A 19401-nucleotide genomic window follows, 5' to 3' on the forward strand; every position below is an offset into this window, starting at 1 on the left:
AGATAACTGTCTACCCTCTCCTAATAATCCGATCCTAAAAAAACAAAACGACGTGCAAAACTGTTGTCTGTTGGCACGTCATTTTTTCTTATCAACTTATATTCGGCATCCATTATTCTTGCCATTTGAAGTCAACTACTGTTGTTCTGGAAATATTTGTTGCCGGGCGCGAACCATCAAAATAATGTTTTGCCACCGTTTATTGAACAATTGGCACCCCTTCTTTATCCATCAACGGTATTAATCCGCCACTTTTTCTCCGTACTAACTATATAAATATTTAACGCCGCAAAATATCGAAATAATATTTTGGCAACTATATGTTTCTTCTATTATTTCTTATCCTTAATGATTTTTTCATGGACCGATTCTTGATACAGATCAGCGTAAGTTTTTGAATCTTCAATTAGTTCATCGCAAAAAGCAGCAACATCTTTGCCTGTGACTTCAAGCACACCTTTCCCAGCAGCTACACCTTCTTCAAAGAAGCTGAGAATTTCAGAAAGAAGTCCGATTCCTTCGTTTAGATCCACAGGACCGACTTTGAAAAGATATTTTTGGATCTCTTTATAAACAATTTGGTAATCTTTTGGAAGTGCTTTGATACGCGAAACATGAGCTCTCCATTCTTTTTTACCTTCCATGATTTCTCTGATACTCATTTTAGACCTCCTAATTTTCTTGCTACGTTCTTGTTGAGTTGATTACGCCATTTATCTCTAAAGGTTTTTGCGCCTTTGTTACCAACAAGAGCTGCACAGAAGCCCTTAATGTCATCTCCTAGAACTTCTTCGACGCTCTGGCCGTCTGCTGATGTAACTTCAAGCAGTTCAATAACACTATCCAGAATCGGCATCAGATTACGACCGGTGAAATCTCCGTGAACCCAAAGACAACTATTAATTTCTTTCCAAGCCATTTGATATTCAACTGGCAAGACTTTTGCTCGTGCTTCTAAAACTTTCATTTCTTTCGTCATATCGCTGCCTGTTATTTTTTCAAAAAAGTTCATTGAATTCTCCTTTACTTTGCTTTTAATTTGCTAAGTGTACTTGAGACAAATTCCCATTTTTCCCAAAATATTTTAAGGTGCTCTTAACCTGCTTTGTTAAGTGTGTAAAACTTTCTTGGCGGTCCCATAGTGGATGGTTTTTTCTCGATATTCACCAATTTGTTTTTCTCAAACCGCATAGTAATCGTATAAACGGTTCCTTCAACCACATCATTAAAGCCAAGTTCTCTTAGCTTTTGCGTGATTTCATAGCCGTATGTTTCACCACGGCTAATAATCTCAAGAACACACCCCTCAAGCACCCCTTTCTTCATTTCTCTAAAATTTTCCATGATTACCTCCGTTTAGTCTGCATATCTGGTATTTAGTAATACTAATATGAAGTAATACTTATTACAGGTATATAGTAATACTAAATACCACGTCAGTCAATGGAAATTCCCAATATTAGAAGAAGAAAGAACACGAGTTGACTCTACTTATTTTGAATCACAATACATTTATTTAATTTGAATTTATAATCTTGAAACCAAATCTTCCATAAACCTGCCCTTTTCTTGAAGACTCAGTTTCGAGATAACTGTCTGATTTCTCCTAAATACGTACGATATTGAATAAACATAACGATGTGCCAAAAATGCAGTCTGTTGGCACATCGTTTTTTTCTTATCAACTAATTTTGGGCATCCATAGTCCTTACCCTTTGAAGATCAACTATTTATGTTCTGTGATTTGTTCCCGGGCGCAAACCATCCAAATAACGCGATAGCAACGAGAACCCCATAGAATGTAAGGGTCCAAACGGTACTGTGAGGGAAATCGTGGTCCAATACACCAATATCCTCATGTGCGAGGGTTATCACAGCCAGTTTAACTCCAACCCAAGCTACAATCGCATACGCTGTTGTTTCCAAAGCAGGACGCTTTTCAAGCAGCTGTACAAACCAGGTCGCAGCATATTTGATCAAAATAAGTCCTGCCACTCCCCCGAGCAAAACAATTAAAAATTTTCCGCCATCCATTCCGCCGAAATTTCCGAGTGGAGAATCCGGAAGACCGAGGGCAAGGGCGACAGCAGCGAGAATAGAATCTATCGCAAAAGCAAGATCCGCTAAAGCTATCTTGCCTACCGTAGGCCAAAAGCCTTTGCCTGCCGCTTCTTTTTCCTCTTCTTTGTGCACATTTTCATTTTTCTTTCCGAATCGTGCCTTTATAACATGTTTCAATCCTAAATAAAGAAGATATGCAGCGCCGATAGCCTGTATCTGCCATACATTTGCGATGAAGGAAATAGCAAAAAGAGCAACAAACCGGAAAACAAAGGCCATCAATATTCCATATTTGATTGCTTTTTTCTTTTCATCTTCCGGTAAGTGCTTGGCAATAACAGCCAGGACCAGCGCATTATCAGCCGATAATAAACCTTCCAGACCGATCAAAATCAATAACGTCCATCCGTATTCCAACCAAATTGACTCCAAAAACCATGCTCCTTTCCAACCCGAACTTTTTTCATGAACCTATACTTTATCTTTTCATTTTTCCCACGTTCTAATTCTGTATGTATTTACATTTACGCCTTCCTGAAAGAAAGATGCCAAAATAAATAAAAGACTCCACGACTTACCGACAGGCTGCAGTGGAGGATTGCAATAAAAAAGCAGAGTTATCTTCTTCAGTTTTAAGGTACCCTGACCACTTCAAATTATAGGAATAGTTAATTTCACTTCACGAAAAAGAGGCTCTGACCTTTACAAGGAGAGCCTCTTTTTCCAGGTGTAGACTGTTAATCATGTGCGATTGCAGATTCAGAAAATTGTTTGGAAGCACTATGCATATAATATCTCAATAATATTACGATTATACTAAGAAGCAGTGATAGTATCCCGACCAGAACGACGGATTGTGTACCCATACGTGAGATAAATAATCCACCCATAGCTGAACCTAAAGTTGTCCCTACATTACAGGCTGATATAAATAGCCCGTTGGCAAAATCAGGAGCTTCAGGGGCTGAGGATGAAATCAAATATTGGTTAATATTGGCCATGATTCCTCCTGCCAACAGTCCCCACAGGAAAGTAATGATTACCATTGTAATAGCAAACCCTCCAGTGAAGAATAAAAGGATGTAAACGACACTCAATAACAAAGGAAAAACTAGGATGGACTTTACCGGATTATTGGTGAGTACCCTGCCTGCTACGATATTTCCAATAATATTAGCTCCACCGAAAACGAATAACGTCAAACTGATGATACTCGGCGACATGTGCGTGACGTTTTCCAGGTACTCAGCAATATAGCTATATACACCGAATACGGAAGAATTCAATAAAATGACTGCTGCTATCGACACCCATATAATCGATTTTTTCAAAACAGCAAGTTGTTCGCCGTAAGATTGTCTTTCTTGAACAGGCATTGAGGGCACAAACATCCATGTAGCGAACAATACAAACGCATTTACAATAGCGAAAAATCCCATCGCCATTTCATAGGAAACAGCACTATCGATAAAACTCGCAATCGGTACGCCGGCTACCATACCGGCCGATATCCCGATGAACACTTTTGAAACCGCTTTGGGTGCTTCTTCGGGTTTTGCTGAGGATGCGGCGACGGTAAAAGCCATGGAACAATAAACCGGATGGAACAGGGCCAACGCAATCCGAATGATCAACAGGAGAGTGAAGTTGGTTACAAATATGGATGCGATGTTTCCCGAAACGAAGACACCCAATACAAGTAACATGACCTTCTTCCGGTTAATTCCGGATAACAATAACGGCATCGTTGGTCCAGAAATTGCAATAGCAAGGGCAAAAAGGCTCACTGTCAATCCTGCTGTCGGTATGCTGACATTAAAGTGATCAGCAATGGAAGGCAATAGCCCAATAACCCCCATTTCCGTATTCAAGATGCCGAAAACTCCTACGGTTAATATGAAAATCAATAATTTATTACCTTTCATCAATACGCACCTCCTATATACCAATGCATGTCCCCTTTCAGAATCCAGGAAACTTGTTACTTGCTAGTTATTTATTTTAACTACGCCTCTCTCTTATAACAAATACTCATTTCTCATAACATGATATGCTTGTTAGGCATTTAATGAGCAATTATACTAAAGCATGATAAAGGAGGAGTTTTAGATGGAATTGAGAGTCTTACGGTATTTTCTTACTGTTGCACGGGAAGGAAGCATTACGGGTGCGGCTGAATTTTTGCATGTTACACAGCCAACCCTGTCAAGGCAATTAAAAGACCTTGAACAAGAGTTAGGGAAAAAGCTGTTTATTCGCAGTAGTCACAGGATCATTCTCACAGAGGAAGGAATGCTCCTCCGGAAAAGAGCAGAAGAAATCCTCGAAATGGTCGGTAAATTAGAGGCAGAATTTCTTTCCATGGAGGATACCATAAGCGGGGATGTTTACATAGGCAGCGGGGAAACAGAAGCTTTGAAGCAGATCGCGAGAGTAGTTAAAGAATTGCAATCAAGTTATCCAAATATACGCTACCACCTCTACAGTGGCAACGATGAAGATGTGACTGAGCGGCTTGACAAAGGACTTCTTGACTTTTGCATAGTAATTCAACCAGCTGATTTATCCAAATACAATTATATCAATATCCCGGCTAACGACGTCTGGGGGGTTATTATGAGAAAAGACAGTCCACTCGCTTCCAAAGAGACCATTCAAGCCGATGACTTATTAAATGAGCCGCTGATTTTTTCACGACAGGCCATGAAACAAACATTATCTAAAAATGAATTTGTGGATTGGTTCGGAGAAGATTTTGATAAATTGAATGTCGTGGCTACCTACAACCTTGTATATAATGCTGCCATCATGGTCGAAGAAGGCATCGGCTATGCTGTAACCCTTGATAAGCTAGTGAATACCTCCGGTGATAGTAATCTTTGTTTTAGACCACTGGAACCAAGGCTTGAATCCGGATTAAATATTGTTTGGAAGAAATATCAGGTTTTTTCCACTGCAGCTGAAGTGTTTCTAAAGGAACTTCAGACCGGGTTTACTAGTTCTTCCTGAGATGTGTAGATCATTAAGATAACTTGGAGGTTGTCCATAATACGCCTTCCCTGTTTTGTCCCCGTCGCTTGGTAGTAACGTTTCTTTTTTTGAAATACCGTCCCATCACATTCCATGGGGCTTGTTTAGGTTTAGGTATGAGAAATTAAAGGAATTATCGATAACACCTTAATACATACGCTTGATTAGGAACGCAAAGAAGATCGATTGACCCTTGGCATAACATTATGAAGTCCATGTCAGTTTCTAATTAGGTGTAGAAAACTCTTACCATTGCCTATCTTTAGGAGGTACTCGATGAGATTTGCAGGTGTAGGCTTAGTGATGTTAGCCGCTATATGCTGGGGCATTAGTGGGGGGATTGCCGATATTTTAATGAACAATGGCTGGGATCCTCTTGTCATTTCCCTCTACCGGGGGGCTGTCGGTTTTATATGTTTTTTTGCGTGGTTTCTTTTTCGTTTTAGACAAAACTTCTCTTCTCGTTTGTTCATCTGGTCCCTATTGGCGGGTGTCGGGGTGGCTGGAAATTTCACTTTTTATTTTCTCAGTATCCAGGCTTCAAGCATAGCTGTCGCCGCTACTTTAATGTACACCGCACCTGTTTTCGTCCTTTTGATCTCCTTTATATTGAAGATAGAACGGTCGACTTGGTTTAAATGGGCGTGCATTTTCGGTGTGCTTTTGGGGATAATCTTGCTTACAGGAGCCTATAATGCAGATTCAATTTCCGTAAATCTTTTAGGAGCTGCTGCAGGTCTTGCTGCGGGTCTTTCCTATGCATTGTTTATATTCGGTTTTAAAAATGCCTCTTCTAACGGAAAGCCGCAAACCGCCTTAACCATCGCCTTTTTTTCATTTTGTGTCATCCTCTTTCTTTTCGCGGACAATGATGAAGCAGCCAGCGTTGTGACGTCAAGCGATGCAGGGTGGTTTCTTCTATTAGGAATCGTCGGGGCTGGAATTTCCTTTATATTTTATGTGATTGGCATTAGGCGGACTGCACCGACAACTGCTTCAATGGTCGCAATGATAGAGCCGGTGACAGCTTCATTATTCGGCGTTCTACTTCTAGGGGATCATTTGACTTTCATTCAAATTCTGGGGATGGTGATTATTCTTGTTACCATCACGGTACTTAGTATGAAGCAGTCCAGCTGAGTATGGTTATTTCCAGTAAATTGCACACGTCTACTTATAGCAGAAAACATGGGAAATACACTTGATTTCTGTAGATTGACATATCGAAAAAAATCGATATATAATAGGGACCATGGAACCAATCGATGTATTTAAGGCGTTATCAAACAAAACGAGACTGAACATTTTACACTGGCTGAAGGAACCTGAAAAGCATTTTCCTAAACAAGGCGCACACCTGCCAAAGGAGGTAAGTTATAAAGGTGGAGTATGTGTAGGAGACATTCAAGATAAAGCCGAAGCTTCTCAATCTACGGTATCCCACTACTTAAATATGATGCAGAAAGCTGGTTTGCTTGAATCTGTTCGGTATGGTCAGTGGACGTACTATCGTAGGAACGAAGAAGCCATCCGTCAGTTTGCTGAATATTTTCAAACAGAAATCTGAGTTGGTTGATTTCTGTTTTTTTATGAACAATATATCGATTATTCTAGATATTTAAAAATCAAGAAATCAGGAGGGGTTTATTTAATGCGTTACATTTCCTATATATTAGCGTTATTAGCAGGGACTGCGCTTAGTTTTGAAGGAGCTATCTATGGTGAATTAGGGAAAACGATCGGAAAGCTGGAAACTAGTTTTTATAACTTCTTTATTGGTTCCATCATCCTAGGATTACTTTGGATATTCTTTGGAAAAGGGAAACTTTCTTATGTCGTTGAAGCACCTAAATGGACACTACTTGGCGGTGTCTTGGGGGTCTTTTATTTAACATCTATTGTGATTAGTGTTCCATTTGTCGGTGTCGGAATAACGATGGTTGCGGTAATTATTGGTCAATTAGTAATGAGTATGGTGATTGAACATTATGGTTGGCTCGGGAGCAAGAAATCTGTCATCAATAAAGAAAAAATATTGGCTGTAATTTCAATGATTATAGCACTCGTATTGGTTTACTAGGAGGTTTGGAAATGGGTATATTAATGATTCTTTTCACCTTTTTAGGTGGTCTCACATTAAGCGCACAATCGGCTGTAAATGGTACATTCGGTCGTAAAGCAGGAACAATCGAAACTACACTGTTAACTTTTCTAACTGGAACAATGTTTCTAGCCATTATTATCCTTTTTTTCGGTCATGGAAATCTACTTGCCATTCTGGAAGTACCTAAATGGCAATTAAGCGCCGTATTTTTAGGTGTGTTGTTTTTACTTTTTATTATAGCCGCTGTTCCTAAAATCGGGGTCATTGCAACCAATATTACCGTTATCATTGGGCAGCTTGTAATCAGCATTGTTATTGACAACTTCGGCTGGTTCAATAGTTTAGTAATTCCTTTGGATACGAAACGTTGGTTTGCATTACTATTTATGATTATTGCTCTTTATTTCATCTATAAAGGAAATAAACGTACCAGTGAAGAAACATCTGCGTAATGTTGTACAATAAATCAAAAGGTTGCAATCTTTTAAAATTAGATTGCAGCCTTTTATTCTTAATAACGAGGATCAGTCCTCCTGTTCCTAATAAGGCAATTACAATAGAGACCCTTTCCAACACCCTTACTAATGAAGATGGCGATAATCGCGGTTAATGCAGCCATGGCTAAAAGAGTAAAAAAGGTAGCGCCGGGTGAAGATAATTAAAAAATAAAAAACGGCTGCAAAATTCAGGATGAGTGACACCCAACAAAGCCAAGTTTGATTTAGTAAAGACACACCTCAAACTCTTAGATTCTGATTCACCCGTGTACTTTGTTATTTAAGTGGAGATTTCCCAAAAAGCCGCATACACTTTGTTTCAACTAATATTTTTCACGCTATTTATTTCAAAGCAACTTACAGATTTAGTCACAAATCTTTTCGGAAATCCTAAATAGAATGTCTATCTTTGTTAATAAAAATCAATAGTGGCCCCAATCGTTGAGGCTCTTACAATGCCAAGCTCCTTATACTCATTCAACTGTTCTGGTGTCCCAGTAACTATTGCTCCGATTAATTTAACGTCAAGGACGTGTGGAATGGACTCTCCGTTAATCCCTTCTGCCATCCTTTTTGCGGCGGCTTGATATGTACCCTCTTCTTTTAGTTGTTGAATATCCCTTAAGAATTCTTTAGCGGAGGATGTATAGTCGTCACTGTAGACTTGAAATCCATCAGCTGACGGACCATCCACATAAGGAGAGCGGGTATTGGAAAAATTGTCTATTTTCTCTTCAGTAGCGGTATCTACCCAGAACCAGGTCACATTCTCTTCTCCCATTAACTTTTCTATTTCCTTAGTGGTGTACCCTTTATCAAATGAAAGGGCAACTTCAACTAATTTGTCTTCTTCAAGCTCTGTTGCAATGTTCAATTCTTGTGGTAAAAAATCATATTCTATTTGAGGATAATAAAAATCAACTTGCCTTTCGCCATTGTATTTGTTATAGAGTACTCTACGATTAAGTTCCTCACTGAAATTTCTATCTCTAATTGTAATGGCGTCAGCTTTGTTTCTATTGAAAACTGTAAATTTCTCTTCTGTAACATTCCATGTAATTTCCCGATCTCCCATATATTTAGAAAATTTACTTATGTAAGTTGCGCTAAGTAAACCGTGGTAATCAACACTATTAACATCTTCATAGATGTTAGCTCCATTCACCCTAGCATACAACATGCTTGCACTAGCGCTTTCAATCTTTTTGTCCAACATAAAAGATGCTCCGTGATAAAGGACAAAAAGAATAATCAGCGTACAAACAGAACAAATGCTTATGAACTTAAACGTTTGTTTTCTTATCGCTTTTTTTACTGACTGTTGGAAAGAAGGGCCTGTAACAAAGTCAATTTCTTTTGTAGAATTTGATTTCTGATCATTCATTATGTAACCTCCTGTACAATTTCACGAATTGCTTCCTCGCTCGAAACAGCGAAGTCTTAACTGTACCAATATTCATATCAAGCAATTGTGATATGTCTTCATATTTCAAACTCCATATGTATTTAAGTTGTATAAGTTCTCTATATTTAGGTTTTAATTTATTCAGTATGTTTTCTATGTCTAACAACGTTTCATTTGATAGAATTATGTCTTCAGGTAAGGCATCAGAAAACGAGCGGACTTGTTCTTCCTGTAATCCGAGTTCTACCCTTCTATTTTTCCGGTATTGATCGTGATGGAAATTTAATACTACACGAATGAGCCAGCTTCTTATTTTGGGTGTTTTAATAGAGTCATAATATAACAGAAATTTGTATGCTGCTTCTTGAACAATATCCTGGGCGTCTTCATGAGGAATTGCCATCTTTCTTAAATATCTGTAGACCACATTCATTTCTTTGTTCAGCTGCTCTAATTGTTCAGGATCATTCACCAGGTCACCTCCCTTCTTAGGTAAGACGAATGAGATGGCGAAAAGTTTACAAAATTAGTAAAAAAAAGAAATAAGGTTGAAGAAATCCTACATTTTTAAGTATTATCTTTACTTCTGCTTTTAACTTTCTTTGCAGCATAATAGTCCCAAAATTAATATCCATACCAAAATAATAAAATGATTAGAAATGGAGCGAATCCCCTATAATCATAGGGCAGAAAGAAAAATAGCAGGATAGTAGGTTTCCGGAAGAACCTTTAATAATATTCAAGCAACTTTTCATCAATTTCATCTATGTAACCAATATCGCTCTTCTTGTCCCAAAACAGAATTTGTTCTGCTTCTTCGTTTTCTTGGAATGGTCTTAAGTCTTTTATCTCACCACTATACAAAGCACCATATTCGAATCTATCATCAGGTTTTAATCTAAATTTCATTAGTCCCTTAAAATTTAATTGTGAGACAATTTGATTTGTTTCTTCACAAAGTTCCCTTATCGCACACTCTCTGGGTGATTCACCTTCATCAATCATTCCACCAGCCAATTCCCAGTTTTGCCTCCATTTATTAAACAATAGAAGGTAATCGTCTTTGTACTTCACTACAACCAAGGAATGAGTTAATGGGGCATCACTTATAGAATCGTTAATATTCTTTTCATCCATTTTTAAAAAGTCTAGAAAAACGTCGCCTTTTTTACTAATTAAAATTGGCATTTCCATTCCCCCCACTCAAATTTTTACACTATATTTCTAACGCTAGCTTAAGTAGATCTATACACAAACTCTATATTCTTTTACATAAAATTACAATTATCTACTTAGTTAATAAGAAATAGATAGAATATGGCATATGAAAAAACATAGTAATTAGCACGTTTAAAACAACAGACCAAATCATATGCGATTTGGTCTGTTAATTAGCGATTCTTTTATACTCGGTCGGTGTGTACCCAGTATGCTTTTTAAATACTTGGCTAAAGTAACGGGGATTATTGCCAAATCCTACTTTTTCGGCTACTTCCAATATCATGACTTCATCTGATTGAAGGATTAATTCAATCGCTTTTCGCATCCGCAGCTTCATTAGATAAATCGAAAACTTCTCCCCTGTCGCTTTTTTGAAAACCTTTCCTAGGTAGTCTGAATTCATATAAAGAACTTCGTTAGCTATCTTAGAGATAGACAGGGATGTGTTATGCAGATTAGCCTTTGCATACTTCTCTACTTCATTTACCAATACATGCTGGGCTTGTTTTTTATCCTGAAAGTTCTGTTTGGTTATTTCCAGAGAGGTATTCATCATAAATGTTTGGATATCATTCAACGTGTGAAAGTCCTGAAAGCGTGAAACATTGCAAAACAAGCGGTTCATTACATCCTTTTTGGCCTGTCTGATCAGCAGCATGAACATTTCAAGGCAGTGCGATTTGATTGTATTCACTTCATACTTTGCCTCTTTAATGCTTGCGAAAAAGTCTTCCAGGTATTGTGTTGTCTCCTCTGTATTTCCATTCCTGACAGCAAAAAGTAGGTCTTCATGCTCAAACTGAAGCTCTTCTAGTTGATAGCCATCCTGGTAAATATCCCGAGAGGTAATCGTACCCCCGTTTCCTACATAAAATCGCTGGCTTAGACAATCAATCGTTTCTCGATAAAGCTGGTGCAAATTATATATATGTCCCGGACTGCTGACTGCTGTGGTAAAGGTTAAGTGATAGAATTCCTTATACTTTGCTTTTACAACCTTCACCTTTTCGAGTAAAGCTTCTTTTTCCTTTTCTGCTGTCAGAAGGATAATTCGTTCCGATAGAATCGTAGAAAACAGAGGGAGACGGTCTTCTTCCAACTCACTTGTAATCATTTCTTTCAAGGCAAAAAGTGCTTCGTAATCATCCGAATCATCTAGTGAAAGCACGGACAACACAAACCAATCGGAAGCAGGAGGAAGACTAAACAACTTCTGATAATGCTCCCAATCTTTTTTTCCATACTTTTTGTTCGTAATAAATTCCCTCAGTAACTGCTCCCTTGCTTTAGGCAGCATTTGGTTTAACTGTGCTTTCATTTCATTCAGAAAGTGTTCCTTCTTCTTTCTTTCCGTTAATCCTTCCACAATATCTTTCAAAGCTTCTTGAATCTTATGTTCATTGCTCGGTTTTAACAAGTAATGTTGTACTCCGTATTTCATTGCCGTTTTAGCAAAATCAAACTCATTGTATCCAGAAAGGACAATGAACTGAATATCCGGATAAAGCTGATGCACCTTTTCTATTAAAGCAACCCCGCTCATACCAGGCATTTTTATGTCTGTAATTACAATATCCGGGGGATCTTTCTTAATCAGTTCAAAAGCAGCTTGTCCGCTAGATGCTTTATGGACAAGAGATGTGCCGCATCCTTCCCAATCCACTATTTTAGCAATACCTTCTAATATAGGAATTTCATCATCGACAATTAATACATTAAACATCCATCTCATCCTTCCATAAGGTCAAGCTTTAGATCCACAGGGAAGATAATTAAATCAGGGGGACAATTACCGCCAGTTTCCCGGCAGATTTAATTTGGCTGATTTCTATAAGATTGTTGTTTCTGGATATATATAAACTGTGACATAACTAGCTTTACTAAACGTGACTTCCTACCATCCTATTCGGATTGAGTGATGGTCCGGCGCTGCGGAAAAATACTCGCTTTCCGTGGGGAACGCTTCAGCCTCCTCGGGAAAAAGCGCCCTGCGGGGTCTTCAGACTGTTCCTTTCCCACTGGAGTCTCGCATTTTTTCGCAGCTTAAGATAGATATCTGATCATAAGGTAAGTGGTCCTAAAGTATGTCTACTTGAGGTCTTCCTAATCAAAATTCAGAAAACTCCTAACAGCGAAGGCAGAACACGCAGACTCCTCGAAAATACAAATCGATTTTCTTTGTGCGATCCCATGCTGGCGAAGCTTTCCTTATCCTGTGGGAACAGCAAAGGTCTTCGGTGGGACGAGTAATCGCAGTCCCAAAGGGAGCAAGGAAGCTTATTGAAGTAATTTCCTGGCTGAGGACGTGCCTGCGGATAGCGAAGTGTTCTGCCGCAGCGAGTGCATGCGCTAAACAATCATCAGAACAACAAGAAATAAAATTTTCACTATGTCGCAATTCCTCTTATATGAAATGAGCCTGTCTCAAAGAGGATAATCACCGTTCGCTAGTGCTCGGTAAATGGCAAAGCAATTTTCACGCTTGTTCCTGAGCCTGGTTCACTGGCGATTCTTACTCCATGCTCTTTGCCAAACATTAGCTCAATTCTTTCTTTTATGTTATACAGGCCGATTCCCGATCCTTTTGGTTTAATATTACCCTGGTAAATTTGTTGAATTGTTTGTTCATCCATGCCGGGTCCGTTATCTCGCACCATGATCAGCAATAAGTCTTCTTCATAGGATACGTGGACATTTATGTAACAACTGGCTTCCATTTCTTCTAGACCATGTTGAATAGCGTTTTCTACGAGCGGCTGGATTGTAAGCTTGGGAATGCTGGCTGTTTCAAGTGCCGGATCATATTGCAAATCAAAATGAAGCCTATCGCCATATCGGTATTTTTGAATGGTAATGTAATGATTGATGATTTCCAGTTCTTCTTTAAGAGAAATTAATGGCGCTTTCTTACTGATAATATTGCGCATCATGTTGCCAAGTGCTTCTACCATCGATGATATTTTGGGCTGATCGTTCATCTTTGCGAGCCAGTTGATGGAATCCAGGGTGTTATAAAGGAAGTGGGGATTTATTTGGGATTGCAGGGCTTTGTATTCTGTTTCTTTAATGAGCAGCTGCTTTGTAAAGTTCTCTTTAATCAGTTCATTTATTTTATCAAGCATAATATAAAAATTACGCTGCAAATCTCCAATTTCGTCCTTTAGATAAGATTCTTCCTGTTCATCTACTGGATCAAAGTTGCCATTCTGCACTTGCTTCATTTTTGCAGTCAGCTTCTCAATCGGTTTAGATATAGCGCGGGCTGATTTGCGGCTGAGAAACATCGTTAAGAACAACACAAAAATAAAATAACCAATCATCAGTCTGGTAATCAGCTGTTTGGTACTGACGATGTTCTCAAACGGTCTCATGTTATAGTAAGTCATGTCGGAAAACTCAGATTCTTTATTGGTGACGAAATATTCTTCTCCACCGATCGGGATAATATGATAACCATTGTCCATTTTTAATTGGAATATATTTTTCACTTCATCAGCCTTAAATTGATCTTGATAAATCAGTTCATCTTCTTTTGTAATAATGAACTGATTATTAAAAGAAAAGCTCAGAGTTTTATCAATAAAGTCATCGAGGTTGATGGAAATAATTAAATAACCAAGATGTTCCAGTGAGAGCTTGTCTTTTTGTCTAATCTCCAGTGCGGATAGCAGCATCTGATTCCCTTCTGCGGTTAACCACACGTTTCCTCCCTCAGCCTTATTAATGATATCCAGTTTCGCCTTCAAATCATCAGGATCTTGCGAAGTTCTTCCCACTTGAAGAACCTTACCACTCGCTTCAATAATTTGAACGGAGGAAATATATGGCTCTTGGTGAACATAGACTGTCATTCTTTCCAATAGATCCTGCTGGGTTCGATAAGCCTGAAAGCTAAAATTATCATTTTTTAATTGTTCCATGCGGTTTTGGGTAAAGCTGTCCGTGCTGATTTGGAAAGCCAATTCTTCAATCTTTTTCAGCTCTTCATCGATTACATGAGAAGACAAGTTGAGATTCTGTGCAGACTCTTCATATATTTTTTCTTCATATAACATGGAGAGCGCCTGAAAAACGATCAGCCCAATAACACCAAAAATTAATAAAAGCAAAAAAGTAAGGGAAAAGATTTTGTTGCGAATTTTACTGAACCTGTTAAAAATCGCATCCGGATGAAGCGCTTTCAAAAGTTGGTATGGACTTGATAACTTTCTCTTTGTTCTATTTCTCTCTTTACTCAAGTAGTATCCCCCTAGCCTGCATTCACTTTAACACGAAAAAGCCGGTAAGCCTTGTCTTTCGAAATAATCATAATAACAGCTACTAGGCCCATCAACTCTCCGACTGAAGCAGCAATCGCTCCGTTTGCTCCATTTAACTGCGGGAAAAAGTGGACAAGTGCCAACAGACTGACAAACACAGAAATTAAGTTGACGACTTGGGCTGCCAGCATTTTGCCTGTACGGCGCTGAAGCATAATGAATCCATTTAAAAAATCGACCCAGGGAAAGACCAATACTTTAACTATAAAAAATTGAAGCACAAATAAGGTAGAATCAGACAGTGATGGATCCGCGCCCATCACCACTTTCATTGTCCATATTCCAAAAGGGGTGTATGACATCAAAACGAGCATGATGGTCGGAATAAGGCTAAGTAAAATGGTGAATTTAATAACTTTTGCTTTGCTAGTTTGATAAAATTGCAACACAATTTGATGGGTGTACATAAAAAAACTTAGCATTAATTGAGAAACAGCGAAGGCTAATGCAAATGAGGCAATACTCAATTCAATGTTAGCCGACTGGGCCAGGAAAACATAGATAATAGGCTGCAATATAGTTTGAATGAAAAAGTAAAAGACCAATGGCATATAAAATGGCATGATTTCTGCATTTTCCAGGGTGGATTCTTTTTCAACCGGCGTTTGCAACAAAAGGCGGTGCCCTTTCCAGGCACTGATCATACATTCTACAATCATACCTGTTAAAAAAATAGCAGCCCCGGCCATGCTGTGAACTCTATTGGTACTTACAAACCAAAAGGCGACGAGAAACATGACAGCAAGACGGATGACAACACCTATAGTCAGCCAATTCGTTTCATGATGATTAATAATGACTCCTTGATAGATGCCCCGGATTCCTGAAAAAATGATCACTAAAGCGATCCATCGGAAAGTCAGCGAAATGGTATCTACCATGTTGGCATCTGCGTTAAATAGATGGATAAACATCCAGTCTCCTACTGCTGTAAAGCCAATCATGAAGCTGATTAATATCATTACTATTGTAACATAGACAAAGACAGCGGATAGCTTCTTAAATGAATTATAATCTTTCACTAAAGCCGAGCTTGTCTGCCGGAAAACAATAATAGGCTTTTCCACGATTCCAAATAAAGAAAAAGCAACTGCATAACAGGCGATAATATAAGCAGCCTCTTCTCCTCTGCTTAACGTTCCGTTAATAATTACATGGGAAATCGATGTTAAACTTGCCGAGAAGCCCAGCGGAATAAAAAAAGCAGTTAACTGCCGGTAGGAAAGGGTCCGATTTTTACTGCTCAAAAGCTCTCACTTCCTTCTTTGAATTACACGTTTTAGCCCTCCTCTTTGTTAAGGGAGGGCATTTGATCGCTCTTTCTAAAAGGCTGTTATTTTCGGATTTACCATAGACTGCGACATAATTTCAATAACTTTCCTCCATCCTGATTAAGTCGAGTGCTATATAACCGCTGCGGCAGAACACTTCGCTTTCCGCAGTGTCGGGTTAACACTCAATTAACATCAGAAGAAGAGAAACCTTCACAAAATAGAATTATCACTATGTCGCAGTTTGCCTCAACTCCGTTGTTTCCATAGCAACGAAATCTGCGAGAAGAGTCGTACTTTCAAGAATGCTTCTACTGGTTTAGCTTGTCTTCCCGACTTTTAAAATGGCACGTACACTTTTTTCACTTGAAAGATACCGCTCGGCGAACTGTCCGGAAAATGAAGCAAGGAATTGTTGGAACAGGACAGCCAGGACAACCGGAAGGGCTGTGGCAGGTGGAAAGTAAGTAACTGCAAGAGCAGCGCCGACCCCTGTATTCCTCATCCCGCTCGTGTACATCAAACTAACCGCTATACTTTTATCCCATTTCAGCATGACAGGAGTGAAAAATCCGATTAGATATCCTGTACAGGCAAGTGCGAACACGAGTAAGAAAATAACAACTACCTTGCCATTAATTTGCTCGAAATATGGTGCGACTACTGCACTATTAATTAAGATGACAAGCATCATACTCAGCTTGGAAAAGGGGGCTAATTTTTTCCCGAGCGCTTTTGATTCACCTTTCGTGATCCTGTTTACCATCATTCCCAAGAGAGAAGGAATCACAATCATCCATAACAACCCTTGAATAAGCCCCACTATATCAATGGCAACCTGAGCTCCAATTAAAATATCTAGCGTAAGCGGAACCAATAAAGGAGAAAGAAGGGTGCCGATCAATACAGTAACAAGTGTTAAACCGACCTTGCCTCCATAAATAGATGACCACATCAACGTAATAACCCCTGTTGGGATAGTGAACATGAGAATCAACCCTGTAATGGTGTAAATATCGCCAGCAAAAAACAGATGACCGGCAGCAAAAGCCATACTAGGCATGATCAATTGAAGAATGATAAGACTCACCAAGACCGGCAGCGGCTTAGCAACAGTACTTTTCACCTCATTCAAATTAAAGGAAAGACAGCTGGAAAAACTGATGAAAGCAAATATCCATTGAACCCAGTGCGAGAAAGCACTCAATCCTGACAGTACTGTTACTCCAAGAATGACAATCAAAGGTATAAAAAGCGGCATCTTTTTTTCCAAAAAGTAATTCATAGATTGTAACAAATAAATCCCCTCATTTCATTCATTTATAACAACGTTGTTATTTTATGCTTCAAAGGTAACCAGATCTATTAACAGTTCGTAAAAAATTACAAGCTGTAAATAGATCTGGCTACCCTTTCATCAGGCCGGTGACTTTTCATATTTTCTTTTCTGCTGGCTTTCATAAGTCCCAGCTACCTTTTGGAATGATAGATAGGCCAGCCACATGTTTAATTGGGCCAGAAGACTGACACCGAAAAGAGGGATAAATCCTTGAAAATATACTAAAAAGTAATAAGTCGAAAGACCTGTGATCAACATTGCTGCAAAATTAAGCGGATGCAAAAAAGCAAAAGCTATGGCATATTTTATATAGCTGAAAAGCTTCATATCATAATGTACATAGATTGGAAAAATATAAAGCAGTAACATAATATATACTACTCCCACAATGGTCATTAGCAAGTTGAGGATGGTAAAAACAGTTCCTTCAAGCTGACGGAAAAAGAGTAGATCGAAATACCAAATCAACCCCACCCCTACAAGTATTCCGCCTAATAAGTTAGCTTTCAGAAACTCAGCTTTATACGTCTGCCAAAATGTTTTAAATACTGGCACTTCCTCTTCCTGCATCGCGGTCTTTCGGGCCACTGTGTATAAAGCAATTGTGCTTGGGGTAAACCCAAGTATTACACCACCCAGCAACGTGCAGACAATCCACATTACATTAAGATAGAAAAAGTAACAAATCCAATTACATAGTTTGTAAATTCCAATAAATAAACGGTTCCCTAACATCCACTTTGCTCCTCTCTATATAGTATACGCCATCAGTCTTATTATTCCTGTATGGATAGACTTCCAATAAACAGCTGGAATCATATCCATACAGAAATGTCTTTTTCAAGAATTGACGAGCCTCTGCCCTGACAGTAAATCTTCAATAAAAATGGACTGTTTTTCCTTCACTGATTTCCACACTGCTTCTCCAGTCGTTACTGCGTAAGCACCATCCTGGCTTCCCGATAAGATTGGATATGGCCTGCCTGGGTCAACACCGAGAAAAATATCTTCCTGAAGTACTGGATCGCCGCCTCCATGCCCGCCTTCTCTTTCGACCACATGGATGGTTTCTTTTGAACCAAACAATGGAAAATAATCAATCGTCTGGGTTGGAGTTGGAAAAGGAACGCGGGATGGTGCATGATACTCAGCCGTTTCCAGCCTTCCTTTCGTACCATTGATTGCCAAACGGTAGCCTTCATAAGGAAGCGAGAAGTTAATAGAATAACTTAACAAAGCACCTTGTTCATATCTTACTGTCGCTGTGTAGGTATCTTCAATTTCGATCGTTGAATCAAAGATACATTGATCTGGTCGATAGTCTGTGTAACCATTCCGGCGACTTAAATCAGAATCAATATGGTCATCTTGGACACTGGCGCTGTTGCTTCTCGTATTCCAGCGGGTGTAATAGGAACAGTCGGACTGTACATCGCATGTGGCACAATAACGGCCATTTTCCCGCTTTGGATTTAAGGGGCTTTCACTGCCGTAATAGTTAGTCGCACCGAATGAGAAAACCTCTACCGGTTTCTGATCAAGCCACCAGTTGACTAAATCAAAATGATGGGAACTTTTATGAATCGACAGCCCGCCTGATAAGTCTCGCTGTCTGTTCCAACGTTGGAAATAGCTGGAACCATGATAGGTATCGATGTACCAGTTCAAATCGACCGAAGTGACTCTGCCAATCTTTCCGCTCAACATTAATTCCTTAATTTTTGTGTGATAGGGACTGTATCGATAGTTAAAAGTGACCGTGACCTTACCTTGACTTCTTTCTTCCTCATCCATAATTCTCCGGCAGTCAGCAGCCGTAGTAGCCATCGGCTTTTCTGTCACTACATCCAGTCCATGTCTTAAAGCATTAATAATATAGGTGACATGTGTATCATCCCGGCTGGCAACGATAACTACATCCGGATTCGTTTCAGCTACCATTCGATCAAATTCTCCAGGTTTAAACACAGGAACATCACGCGTCGATGGCAGCTGTTCTTTACACACTTCAAATCGTTTAGAATCAACATCCAGCATCCCGACAAGCTGACAGCTATCTGAAAATCTTTTCAACATCGGTTCCATAAACATGCCGATTGCACGCTTACTGACCCCGCAAACTGCAAACTTTTTCACATCCTCACCCCATCTTTA

The 19401-nt window shown here is 39.1% G+C and carries 18 protein-coding genes and 1 pseudogene; 5 read left to right on the forward strand and 14 right to left on the reverse strand.

Going from position 1 to position 19401, the window contains the following annotated elements:
- Positions 1-332: 332 nt before the first annotated feature.
- From CZ434_RS07160 to CZ434_RS07180, 5 genes and pseudogenes are all read right to left on the reverse strand, one after another.
- Positions 333-662, reverse strand: a complete 330-nt coding sequence (locus CZ434_RS07160; RefSeq protein WP_077622493.1) for a DUF1048 domain-containing protein — start codon at positions 660-662, stop codon at positions 333-335.
- A complete protein-coding gene (locus tag CZ434_RS07165) occupies positions 659-1012 on the reverse strand; it encodes a DUF1048 domain-containing protein (RefSeq protein ID WP_077622494.1) in 354 nt (117 codons plus the stop codon). Before CZ434_RS07165 ends, CZ434_RS07160 begins: the two co-directional genes overlap by 4 nt.
- Positions 1013-1023: 11 nt before the next feature.
- Positions 1024-1344: pseudogene (locus CZ434_RS07170) on the reverse strand (PadR family transcriptional regulator).
- A gap of 378 nt (positions 1345-1722) precedes the next feature.
- Positions 1723-2493 (reverse strand): TerC family protein, encoded by a 771-nt coding sequence (locus tag CZ434_RS07175; RefSeq protein WP_077622495.1) that lies wholly within the window; start codon positions 2491-2493, stop codon positions 1723-1725.
- Between the two features lie 305 nt (positions 2494-2798).
- Positions 2799-3989, reverse strand: coding sequence for an MFS transporter (locus CZ434_RS07180; RefSeq protein ID WP_077622496.1), 1191 nt, complete (start codon positions 3987-3989; stop codon positions 2799-2801).
- A 181-nt stretch (positions 3990-4170) separates the two neighbouring features.
- On the opposite strand from CZ434_RS07180, the gene CZ434_RS07185 reads away from it, so the two are divergent.
- From CZ434_RS07185 to CZ434_RS07205, 5 genes are all read left to right on the forward strand, one after another.
- On the forward strand, positions 4171-5070 hold the full coding sequence (locus tag CZ434_RS07185; protein ID WP_077622497.1) for a LysR family transcriptional regulator: 900 nt from the start codon (positions 4171-4173) through the stop codon (positions 5068-5070).
- Positions 5071-5367: 297 nt separating this feature from the next.
- Positions 5368-6231, forward strand: a complete 864-nt coding sequence (locus tag CZ434_RS07190; RefSeq protein ID WP_077622498.1) for a DMT family transporter — start codon at positions 5368-5370, stop codon at positions 6229-6231.
- A gap of 112 nt (positions 6232-6343) precedes the next feature.
- Entirely contained in the window at positions 6344-6658 is a 315-nt protein-coding gene (locus CZ434_RS07195; RefSeq protein ID WP_077622499.1) for an ArsR/SmtB family transcription factor, read from the forward strand.
- An 84-nt stretch (positions 6659-6742) separates the two neighbouring features.
- Positions 6743-7171, forward strand: coding sequence for a DMT family transporter (locus CZ434_RS07200; protein WP_077622500.1), 429 nt, complete (start codon positions 6743-6745; stop codon positions 7169-7171).
- Positions 7172-7182: 11 nt separating this feature from the next.
- The gene (locus CZ434_RS07205) at positions 7183-7647 is read left to right on the forward strand and encodes a DMT family transporter (protein ID WP_077622501.1); all 465 of its coding nucleotides are present in this window, start codon (positions 7183-7185) and stop codon (positions 7645-7647) included.
- Between the two features lie 457 nt (positions 7648-8104).
- On the opposite strand, the gene CZ434_RS07210 is transcribed toward CZ434_RS07205, so the two are convergent.
- The 9 genes from CZ434_RS07210 to CZ434_RS07250 all read right to left on the reverse strand — a co-directional run bounded on the left by CZ434_RS07210 (position 8105) and on the right by CZ434_RS07250 (position 19383).
- Entirely contained in the window at positions 8105-9076 is a 972-nt protein-coding gene (locus CZ434_RS07210; RefSeq protein ID WP_077622502.1) for an anti sigma factor C-terminal domain-containing protein, read from the reverse strand.
- Positions 9069-9569 carry an RNA polymerase sigma factor gene (locus tag CZ434_RS07215; protein ID WP_077622503.1) on the reverse strand — a complete coding sequence of 167 codons (501 nt, stop codon included), beginning with the start codon at positions 9567-9569 and terminating at the stop codon, positions 9069-9071. The genes CZ434_RS07210 and CZ434_RS07215 overlap by 8 nt, the downstream gene beginning before the upstream one ends.
- Before the next feature lie 257 nt (positions 9570-9826).
- Entirely contained in the window at positions 9827-10285 is a 459-nt protein-coding gene (locus tag CZ434_RS07220; protein WP_179107201.1) for an NUDIX domain-containing protein, read from the reverse strand.
- A gap of 199 nt (positions 10286-10484) precedes the next feature.
- Positions 10485-12041, reverse strand: coding sequence for a response regulator transcription factor (locus CZ434_RS07225; protein WP_179107202.1), 1557 nt, complete (start codon positions 12039-12041; stop codon positions 10485-10487).
- Positions 12042-12765: 724 nt separating this feature from the next.
- Entirely contained in the window at positions 12766-14556 is a 1791-nt protein-coding gene (locus CZ434_RS07230) for a cache domain-containing sensor histidine kinase (RefSeq protein WP_077622506.1), read from the reverse strand.
- 11 nt (positions 14557-14567) lie between these two features.
- Positions 14568-15884, reverse strand: a complete 1317-nt coding sequence (locus tag CZ434_RS07235; RefSeq protein ID WP_077622507.1) for a hypothetical protein — start codon at positions 15882-15884, stop codon at positions 14568-14570.
- Between the two features lie 343 nt (positions 15885-16227).
- The gene (locus tag CZ434_RS07240) at positions 16228-17205 is read right to left on the reverse strand and encodes a bile acid:sodium symporter family protein (protein ID WP_077622508.1); all 978 of its coding nucleotides are present in this window, start codon (positions 17203-17205) and stop codon (positions 16228-16230) included.
- Positions 17206-17325: 120 nt separating this feature from the next.
- Positions 17326-17982: a YesL family protein gene (locus CZ434_RS07245; protein WP_077622509.1), complete on the reverse strand. Its 657-nt coding sequence runs from the start codon at positions 17980-17982 to the stop codon at positions 17326-17328.
- Positions 17983-18087: 105 nt separating this feature from the next.
- Positions 18088-19383, reverse strand: coding sequence for a Gfo/Idh/MocA family protein (locus CZ434_RS07250; protein WP_077622510.1), 1296 nt, complete (start codon positions 19381-19383; stop codon positions 18088-18090).
- Between the last annotated feature and the right edge of the window lie 18 nt (positions 19384-19401).

Source organism: Sediminibacillus massiliensis, assembly GCF_900156915.1.
GTDB classification, from domain to species: domain Bacteria; phylum Bacillota; class Bacilli; order Bacillales; family Amphibacillaceae; genus Sediminibacillus_A; species Sediminibacillus_A massiliensis.

Excerpts from the sequence above, each read along its gene's own strand:
- CZ434_RS07160 (WP_077622493.1), bottom strand. The coding sequence starts at position 662 with ATGAGTATCAGAGAAATCATGGAAGGTAAAAAAGAATGGAGAGCTCAT.
- CZ434_RS07165 (WP_077622494.1), bottom strand. The coding sequence starts at position 1,012 with ATGAACTTTTTTGAAAAAATAACAGGCAGCGATATGACGAAAGAAATG.
- CZ434_RS07185 (WP_077622497.1), top strand. The coding sequence starts at position 4,171 with ATGGAATTGAGAGTCTTACGGTATTTTCTTACTGTTGCACGGGAAGGA.
- CZ434_RS07190 (WP_077622498.1), top strand. The coding sequence starts at position 5,368 with ATGAGATTTGCAGGTGTAGGCTTAGTGATGTTAGCCGCTATATGCTGG.
- CZ434_RS07195 (WP_077622499.1), top strand. The coding sequence starts at position 6,344 with ATGGAACCAATCGATGTATTTAAGGCGTTATCAAACAAAACGAGACTG.
- CZ434_RS07200 (WP_077622500.1), top strand. The coding sequence starts at position 6,743 with ATGCGTTACATTTCCTATATATTAGCGTTATTAGCAGGGACTGCGCTT.
- CZ434_RS07205 (WP_077622501.1), top strand. The coding sequence starts at position 7,183 with ATGGGTATATTAATGATTCTTTTCACCTTTTTAGGTGGTCTCACATTA.
- CZ434_RS07210 (WP_077622502.1), bottom strand. The coding sequence starts at position 9,076 with ATGAATGATCAGAAATCAAATTCTACAAAAGAAATTGACTTTGTTACA.
- CZ434_RS07220 (WP_179107201.1), bottom strand. The coding sequence starts at position 10,285 with ATGCCAATTTTAATTAGTAAAAAAGGCGACGTTTTTCTAGACTTTTTA.
- CZ434_RS07225 (WP_179107202.1), bottom strand. The coding sequence starts at position 12,041 with ATGTTTAATGTATTAATTGTCGATGATGAAATTCCTATATTAGAAGGT.
- CZ434_RS07245 (WP_077622509.1), bottom strand. The coding sequence starts at position 17,982 with ATGTTAGGGAACCGTTTATTTATTGGAATTTACAAACTATGTAATTGG.